This window comes from Marivirga lumbricoides (assembly GCF_014636295.1).
Lineage (GTDB): Bacteria > Bacteroidota > Bacteroidia > Cytophagales > Cyclobacteriaceae > Marivirga > Marivirga lumbricoides.
In genome coordinates, this window is the sequence record NZ_BMEC01000027.1 from 1 (window position 1) to 8,608 (window position 8,608).

4 protein-coding genes are annotated in these 8,608 nt (G+C 34.9%); 1 reads left to right on the plus strand and 3 read right to left on the minus strand.

The genetic code is table 11. The annotated features are described in order from the left end of the window. From IEV85_RS24115 to IEV85_RS24125, 3 genes are all read right to left on the minus strand, one after another. The coding region (locus IEV85_RS24115) for an Ig-like domain-containing protein (RefSeq protein WP_188467839.1) at positions 1 to 4,489 on the minus strand (4,489 nt) is incomplete at its 3' end. 641 nt (positions 4,490 to 5,130) lie between these two features. Further along, on the minus strand, positions 5,131 to 7,245 hold the full coding sequence (locus IEV85_RS24120; RefSeq protein ID WP_188467840.1) for a PAS domain S-box protein: 2,115 nt from the start codon (positions 7,243 to 7,245) through the stop codon (positions 5,131 to 5,133). A gap of 5 nt (positions 7,246 to 7,250) precedes the next feature. Then, positions 7,251 to 7,691, minus strand: coding sequence for a response regulator (locus IEV85_RS24125; protein WP_188467841.1), 441 nt, complete (start codon positions 7,689 to 7,691; stop codon positions 7,251 to 7,253). A gap of 565 nt (positions 7,692 to 8,256) precedes the next feature. On the opposite strand from IEV85_RS24125, the gene IEV85_RS24130 reads away from it, so the two are divergent. Next, a complete protein-coding gene (locus IEV85_RS24130) occupies positions 8,257 to 8,598 on the plus strand; it encodes a phage holin family protein (protein ID WP_188467842.1) in 342 nt (113 codons plus the stop codon). Positions 8,599 to 8,608: the final 10 nt, after the last annotated feature.

The following is an 8,608-nucleotide window of genomic DNA, read 5'->3' on the forward strand; positions in this document are numbered from 1 at the left end:
GTGTAAAAGGACCGCCTGCTGTTGGTGTGGCTGTTTCAGTATCCACACTCCAGTTACCTGAAGCATCAGCTGTTGTGGTAAAGGTCACTCCGTTAATAACTACGACTACTGTACTTCCAATCTCAGCAGTTCCGCTTAATTCAGGTATATTATCTGATGTGGTCAAAGTATTAACTGTTGGTGTGGCCGGTGCTGTGGTATCTATCGATACTTCATTGCTGGTAGCATCACTGGCACTGTTCGAGGCCGCGTCAGTTACTGTGGCTACCACCTCATAGCTTGTCCCGTCATTAAAAGTACCCAGCGTTCCACTTGTTGGTGTAGCGGTTTCAGTATCCACGCTCCAATTACCTGAAGCATCAGGTGTTACTGTATAAGTAGCACCATTTACAGTCACTGTCAGGGTTTCTCCTGCCGGCTGACTGGTACCTAATCCATTGGTTCCGGTAATAACAGGCGTTACATCATTGGTGGTCAGTAAATTAACTGTCGGTGCTGCTGGAGATACATTATCAAAAATGATAGTCACCGGGGTAGCAGATGTATTGTTATTACCTGCTAAATCCTGTGCTACATTTGCTGCTACATTAATAGTAATATCTCCACTTCCATCAGGAGTAATTTCCACAGTAAAAGTACCATTTCCATTATCAGTAAACCCTGTTACTGAGCCATTGCTTACGAGCACTTCTGTAGATATAAAGCCTGTTACTATCTCACCAAAGTCAATCGTAATATTAAATGGTGTAGCATTATTTACAATGGCTGGCTGCCCACTAATGCTAGCCGCTGGAGGCGTTACATCTGCAGATGCAGTAATACTTATTGCAAAACTTACTGGTGCACTCTGACACAAAGTGCTTGAATTGTTTACTGTAATGATACCATTATATGTATTTTGAGTAGCCGTAGCTGGTACAACTAAGTTTATCGGACTTCCTGTTATACTCGTAAGACTCACATCCACAAAACCTTCTGCTTCAGCTGCAACATCGAAGTCTATGCTATACTGATCTGCTCCTCCTGTAAGAGAAGAATAAGATAGACTGGCACTTGTAGTACCTTGCACAACTGATGGGTTTGTTCCTAAAGTAATTGTCGGAATTGCCGGATCCGCAAGCGTAAAAGGACCACTTAAAGAATTCGATTTACATGCAGAAGGATCTGTGACACTAATATTAGTATAGTCTCCAGCATTCAAATTATTAATAGTTAGATTACCTCCTGCATCGCTAGAAATACCAAGTACAGTATTAAAAATCCCATCATCAGAATAAGTTACATCATACACAGTGCTGGCTACCAGATTCATTATTGATATAGTTCCATTGCTACCGCCACAGGTAGTAGGGTTACTTTGACTATTAAAGATAATATTAGCAGCACCGGGATCACTCAATACTATAGAAGGAAGTTGATTAGAGATACAACCTAAATAAGCAACCTGAATACCAGCATAAACACCTGCATCCAAACCACTTATAAGTATGTTTCCTGATGCATCAGAAGTCATATTGTTTGAAACTGAAATACCATCATCTGTATAAGTAACTGTGTAAGCAGTACTTGCTAGTAGGCCTGTTAATTGGATAGCTCCATCTGAACCGCCACAAAAGGTAGGATTTGAAAGTGTTCCCTGAGTAAGAACATTTTTAACTACTTCAATAGTAACTGGCTGAATGCTACTAACGCAACCGGTAGATGTATTCGTAACCACCAAATTAGCATTGTAAACTCCTCCATTAGCTGTTCCGGGAACTGCTACAACTATCGGACTGGCTGTTAAGGGCTCATTACTTACATCAAAAAAACCTTCCGTTTCTGCAATTGCATCGAAGTCAATACTATATTGGTTAGGATTATTTGTTGTTCCGCTATAAGATAGATTTGCGGTAGTTTCGCCCTGGCAAATTACAGGGTTAGCACTTAAATTTATAGCAGGTAAGGGATTTACATTAATAGCGGTAGCACCAAAAATAGTCTCACAAGTGATTCCTATCCGCAATGCTTTTACAGCTATAGACGTCATAGAAGTGTTAAGAGAACCAGTGCTTATACTTAATGAACTCCCGTTACCCAATACAGAAGCTCCAGTGTTATTTCCTGCCTGATCTATCAACTGATAGACTACAAAATTCTCTGTAGTCCCTAACTGAAAAGTAATTGTTTGAGTCTCACATTCTGTGATAGTAGTAAGCGGTGTAAATGTTTGGGTATTCGGTGCTTTACAAGCGATGCTTACTCCATTTGAGGGACTACTCTCACATAAGGCACCACTTTTGGCAGTAACTGTAACAATACCTTCAGCATACAATACATCGTATCCAGCAGATGCAGCATCCAGTCCGGATATTGTCCAGGTTCCACCGCTAACTACGGCTGTAAAACCCTCTATGGCCACATTATCTAAATACAGTTGGATTATATTTCCATTGGTTCCTGTACCTGTGATGCTGGCATCCCCTGCTGTAACCGGACTGCTTGTAATATTAAGACTTGCTTCTATGGTCTGTGATAAAATTTGTATTTCCGTGGAAAGATTGCTCACTAATTCTCCTGATGTCTGGGCAGTAGCAGCTATGAAAGTACCTGCACTAAGGTTCAAACCTGATAATGTCCATGAACCATTTGCATTTACAGTGGTTGTTCCTGCTAAAATAGAAGCAGTGGTTACCGGACTCACAGAATTTCTATAAACTGATATAATAGCCCCTGCTGACTCTGAAGAGATTCCAGAAATGGTAGTTATTGAACTATTTGTACAATAGGAACCTTGAATTACAGGAGCAAAAGATTTTGCCTGAACGGTATTGTTTGCTGATTTGGATGGACATAATCCAGCCTGCGTTGCATTTACAAAGATTACATCTGAGCTAGACAATCCGGTTATACCAGTGATAGTCCAATTACCAGTCCCATTAGCAGTTGTACTAAAACTGCTAGCTTCATTATTAATAAATAATTGAATTGCTGCATTATTACCACTGTTTCCACTTATTGTATTTGTAGTTTCTACTATAGGGTTTGTTGAAATGGTAGGTACTATAGAACTACCAACTCCAATACATATGATTGGAGAAGGGTTTGATTCACAGCTACCTGATTCTTGCACTGTATAATAATAGGAACCTGATAATGGTGTTGGACAGCCCCCTCCTTGATTACAATTGGACGTATTGAGGTTACTATTGCAAGAATATACATAAGCACCTGAGCCAGCTGTAGGTTCTACAGCGGTTCCTACGAAACCGGTAGCTGTGTTATAAAGTCTTACAGTTGCACCTGTGGCTAAACCGCTTAGTACAATTCTTCTGTCAGATGCACAAAATAAATTTGCTGCAACGGGCACTGGTGAGCAAGTTGAACCTACAAATGCAGGATTACAATTTCCAATAGAAGTAGATTTTATACCTGTAACCTCAGCTGTAGCTGTAATTTCCTCACCAGAAGTAAGAGCAGTAATTCCGGAAAGAGACCAGGTATTAGCACTAACGGTTGTAGTTCCTATCGAAACCCCATCTTTAAAAACCTCTATTATTGCTCCATCAGCCTCACTTGATGTACCGCTTACAGTTGTGGCACCCACTGCAATAGGTGTATTTATAGAAGGGCAATCAGCTCTCTTAAGAATCTCTGAACCATTCAATATATCATCACCCGAAGTTGGTGGAAAAACATCAATCAAATCCTCCCATAAATTATCGGTTATACCTGATTGGTCATCTACTCCGCCCAAATCAGATATACCATTATTTCCAAGAGCTGCTTTTGGGTTGATGACAGTGTTTCCAACTAATCTAACAGGTGTGCTACTGGTAAAAGGCAAGTCAGCATAGGCCACATAAAAATCGTAAAAATAATCAGGGTCATCACAAATAGTGGAAAGTGCAATAGACTTTTGTGTATGAATTTCATAGGGCCTGTCTGTTTCTGCCACACCGATTTCAATTCCAGTGGTAAGTCCGTCAACATTGTAAATACCCACTCCGAAATTAGTTCTCAAAACAATCTCAACTTCAAAACCAGGGTTGCCTGCTGTTGCATTAGGATCTGGATTATGTCCTGTAAATCCAAATTTTTGATCTGTATCTACTAGTACACTATATCCCTTAGAGTTTGAAGCAGTTCCTCCTAGTCTAAATCGAAAAAATAAATTAATCCCATCTGAATAAGTATATACCGTTTCATTATCAGCAGATTTAACCAAATCTGTAAATCCACAATCAGGCCCAGGCCCAAGATCACTGTCAGGTTCAGCCACAACAATAGGAAAAGGTTTAAAAGGTATTTCACTTTCAGATTCATCGTCAGATATAAATCCGTTACTGGAAGAAGAAGAGTAACCATCGGAATTAATATCAAGAATACTATTACCAGGCGCTGCTGCAGGCTTATAGATTAAGCCTGGGGTTTGCGCTTTAATTCTCGATACTTGCACTACACTAATAAGACACAAGAGAAAGCTCAGAAGTAGGAATTTTTTACTCATAGTAAAATTGTGAAAATGATGCTTGAATAGTATAATTCAATTCTAAAATATTCATACAAAATTACTATTTTATTAACAAAATATACGTTTATGTAATATACATATGTATATTATAGAAAACAAACAAAGATAGGGCTAGTACTATATTAAAAGAATATTACTCATTCCTAAAGCAGTTATATCTACAGTTTATATGTATACACTAGTATTTTAACCTCTTGAACGTTTTATCTTTTATACAACGTGGTTTAAATTAATGTAATAATTAATACAAAAGAAATAAACAATTGGAAATGAGACATGTACTATGCATTTCAAAAGTGCTCAAATGTTTATCAGGTTGGCAAAATTTAAGCTTATTAGTAACTAAATTTAAGTATCACAATTAGAGATTGGTTAAATTTGAAGTTCAATATTATGTAGTCCTTATATAAAACTCTATTATCATCAAATCTAATTTAGATGAAGGGTTTCATTGAACAGTGTTTTTAAATTTCCATTATTAAAGTGATAACCTAATCTTTAGCATCTAGATTTTTCCATGTCAATAGTTTATTAGTATTTAAAAGATAATTCTATAATGAATGCAATCAAGAATCTAATATTTATTGATATTATACTATTGTTAATCCAGATTTAGACTAATTTTCGTTCATATGATTTTTGCTAATTGTAAAATAGAAAGTGGATCCATCTCCTAAATGAGAATCAAACCAAATTGTTCCCCCATGAATTTCTACAATTCTTAAACAATGAGCCAAACCTATTCCAGTACCCTCATAAGATTTTTTATTATTGATTCTTCTAAACATCTGAAATATTTTATCTTTAAATTTCATATCTATTCCTATACCATTATCGGCCACAGAAAATTTCCATTCATTAATGTCTTCGCTTGCTTTTATTTCTATTATAGGTTGAATATCTTTTTTACTAAATTTGATAGCGTTTGTAATCAGATTCTGAAAGAGTGATCTAAGTTCAACTGAATATCCATTTATGATTGGCAAATTTCCATAAATTATTTGAGCATTGTACGTTTTAATTTTATTTGATAGATCAATTTCAATTTCGGAAAGCAGAGTATTTATTTTTACTTTTTCGAAACTTTTGTCTATACCTAGTCTGCTGTAATCAAGTAACCCTTTAATTAAGTTTGACATTCGTATACCACTTTCATTTATAAACAAAAGCAACTGTTTTCCTCTATCATCAAATTGTTCAAAATATTCTTTTTTAAATATTTCACTAATACTGATGATGGTTCGAACTGGTTCCTGAAGATCATGACTAGCTATGTAAGCAAATCTTTCTTTAATATTAGCAGCCTTCTCAGTCTCTATTTTGGCTTTATATAATTCCTCTCTCTGTTGAACCAATGAAGTAATATCATCAGTAAACATTATAATACCACCTATTGAATTGTCGATATTGTACCATGGCCTTACTTCCCATTTAATATATTGATAGGAACCGTCTTCTCTCTCAAATTTGGCCTCATCATTTTTATCAATACTTCCGGCTAATACTTTTTTATGTATAGCTTTCCAGTCATCTCCAATTTCCGGGAATATCTCATAGTGTGAAATTCCCGTAACTTTTTGCTTAATTCTATAATCTACTATCCATTTATTACTTGTGGCTATATATTTCATGTCTTTGTCAAACATGGCCACTGCAACAGGTAAAGATTCTATAAATGTTCGTAAAATTTGTATTTTAGCTTCAGTAGCTTTTTTAATAGAAGTAATATTCTTTGCTATCGCATATGCCTTTATAACTTTACCTTCCTGGTAAACATAATCTAAACTCTGCCCGATCCATATTAATCCTTTTTTACCCTGAATTGGGAATTCATAGTAATCTGATTTCTTCTTACTTTTTAACACTTCCTCGTAATGATTTTTTACTGAAGAAAGATAATTATCGGGAACAAAATCCCAGAACTTATAACCTTTTAACATATCTTGTTTCATTCCCAACAAATGTTCTACCGTTGAGTTAACAAATACGTAGTTTGAATCAACATCCAATTCATAAATAGCATCACTGGTGCTTTGGAAAAAAGAGTTTAATCTTTTACTTAATGTGTACGACTCTCTTGACTTTTTCTCAAGCTGATGAGAATATAAACGAACAATTTTAATAGTGAGGATAAAAACGCCACTCGCAGAAATAATTATAATAAATACTACTAAATAGGTGGACATTGAAACATTTAGATAAACAGTATTAAAGGCCTGACTTCCAATGAATTCAAATTCCTTAACAATTTTATCCATTTTTGGTAGAAAAAGGCTTTCATAGTATAATAGAGATTGCTTAATTTCTAACTGCCTATTTGGAACCTGCTCACAAGCCTTACTAAGTCCAGAAAACGAAGGCTCTAATTCTAAAAACATTGAATCTAATGCCTTATTTCCTAGTTTATTTTTAGATTTTATTAATTCCTCATGCGACTTTTTGAATATATTTAAAAGTGAATCTAGTGTTTTAAGGTGCGAACTTTTAACTTCTAAATCTTCAAGAATAATCAAAGATGTTTTTGCTAGGTTTTGGCTAAGCATTCTTTGCCTTCCTGAAATATTTATCAGATATGAAATATCTACATTATCGCTTATTGATTCGGATAATTTTGCATTAAATAATAATACAGTTGAGGTTGAAATAGTTACTGCTAGCACGAAAACACCAATCAATTGATTCCTTAATCTAATAAAACGATTCTCATGTTCATTATTTTTAGGATTCTTCACACTTTTCAAAATGATTTAAAATTCTTTTCAATCAACTCTTCAAGATATTCCTTCTTTAACGGTTTGCTTAAGTACTTTTTAACACCTTCTGTTTTTTCTGCCTTGTCGTGATCATCAAGATTTAAGCTGGTAGTGAGCATGGCCACTACAATTTCAGCTTTTCTATCAGAAGGCATTTTCTCATAAACTTCTAAAAATTCCCATCCATTCATTCCTGGCATATTTATATCAAGAAAGATAATGCCTGGCTGTGGGAAAAATGGCTCATTACTAAACTCACCTTCACAATTGAGATAATCTAGCGCCTCCTGTCCATCATGACATACCTGAATATGTGCTTTTACACCGGTTGATTTAATTACGTCTTGATGTAAGAAGTTAGTAGCCAAATCGTCATCTATCAATAGAATACATCTTAACGGGTGTTTTTCTTCATTATTCTTCATAAGGCTTCAGTTTTATTTATGTTATTTCAGTAAAATAAATCTTTATTTCGGTAATCAAAAGTATTTCTATAAGTAATCAAACTTGGTTATTGTTAAAGGTTTACTATTATATGAATTGAAATAAATAAACAATTAAAGTTAAACTATAGTATATTGTTCCACAAAAGCTGTTTATTCTATTGATTGATCAAAAAATTCAAATAGTGTTTTATTTAAAATTACATCTATATATTATTGAAATATATCTTCCCAAAATTTTCTAGTATTTTAATTGAGATTTATTTCTTGCAGATTTTTCTTTCACGTTGAACACCCATCATAAATAATTAATTCGAAGCTGCTATAAATGTATATTAAATCTTCAAATAGAGTTAATATACAGTTAAACTTTCATTTAGTCATTATAGACCAATCTTGTAGTCTTTAGAACTCTGAGATCTCCTATTCGAACTTGAAGAAGGGTCACTTAAATCAGCCTGGCCTTAACCATCACTAAAAATTTCCGTAAAATCGATGGTCTGCAAAAGCAGTCCTTTTTATACTAACATAAACCAATTAACAAACTATGGATTTACTACAATTTATTATCAGTTTGCTCATTACAGCAGTCGCTGTTTTCATTACCGCAAAAATATTATCGGGTGTTACCGTTTCAGGTTTTGGGTCATCCATACTCGTGGCACTTTTGCTCGGAATCGTCAATGCGATTGTAAAACCTATCCTGATTTTTCTGACCATTCCCATAACCATTGTTACCTTAGGCTTATTCCTACTCGTGATCAACGCACTTATGATTATGCTGGTAGATGCGATGCTTTCAGGCTTTAAGGTGAAAAATTTCTGGTGGGCGTTGCTCTTTAGTATTATTCTTTCTATTCTTAATGGATTTTTACAGTGGGTTTTCTAAGTGTTTAAGT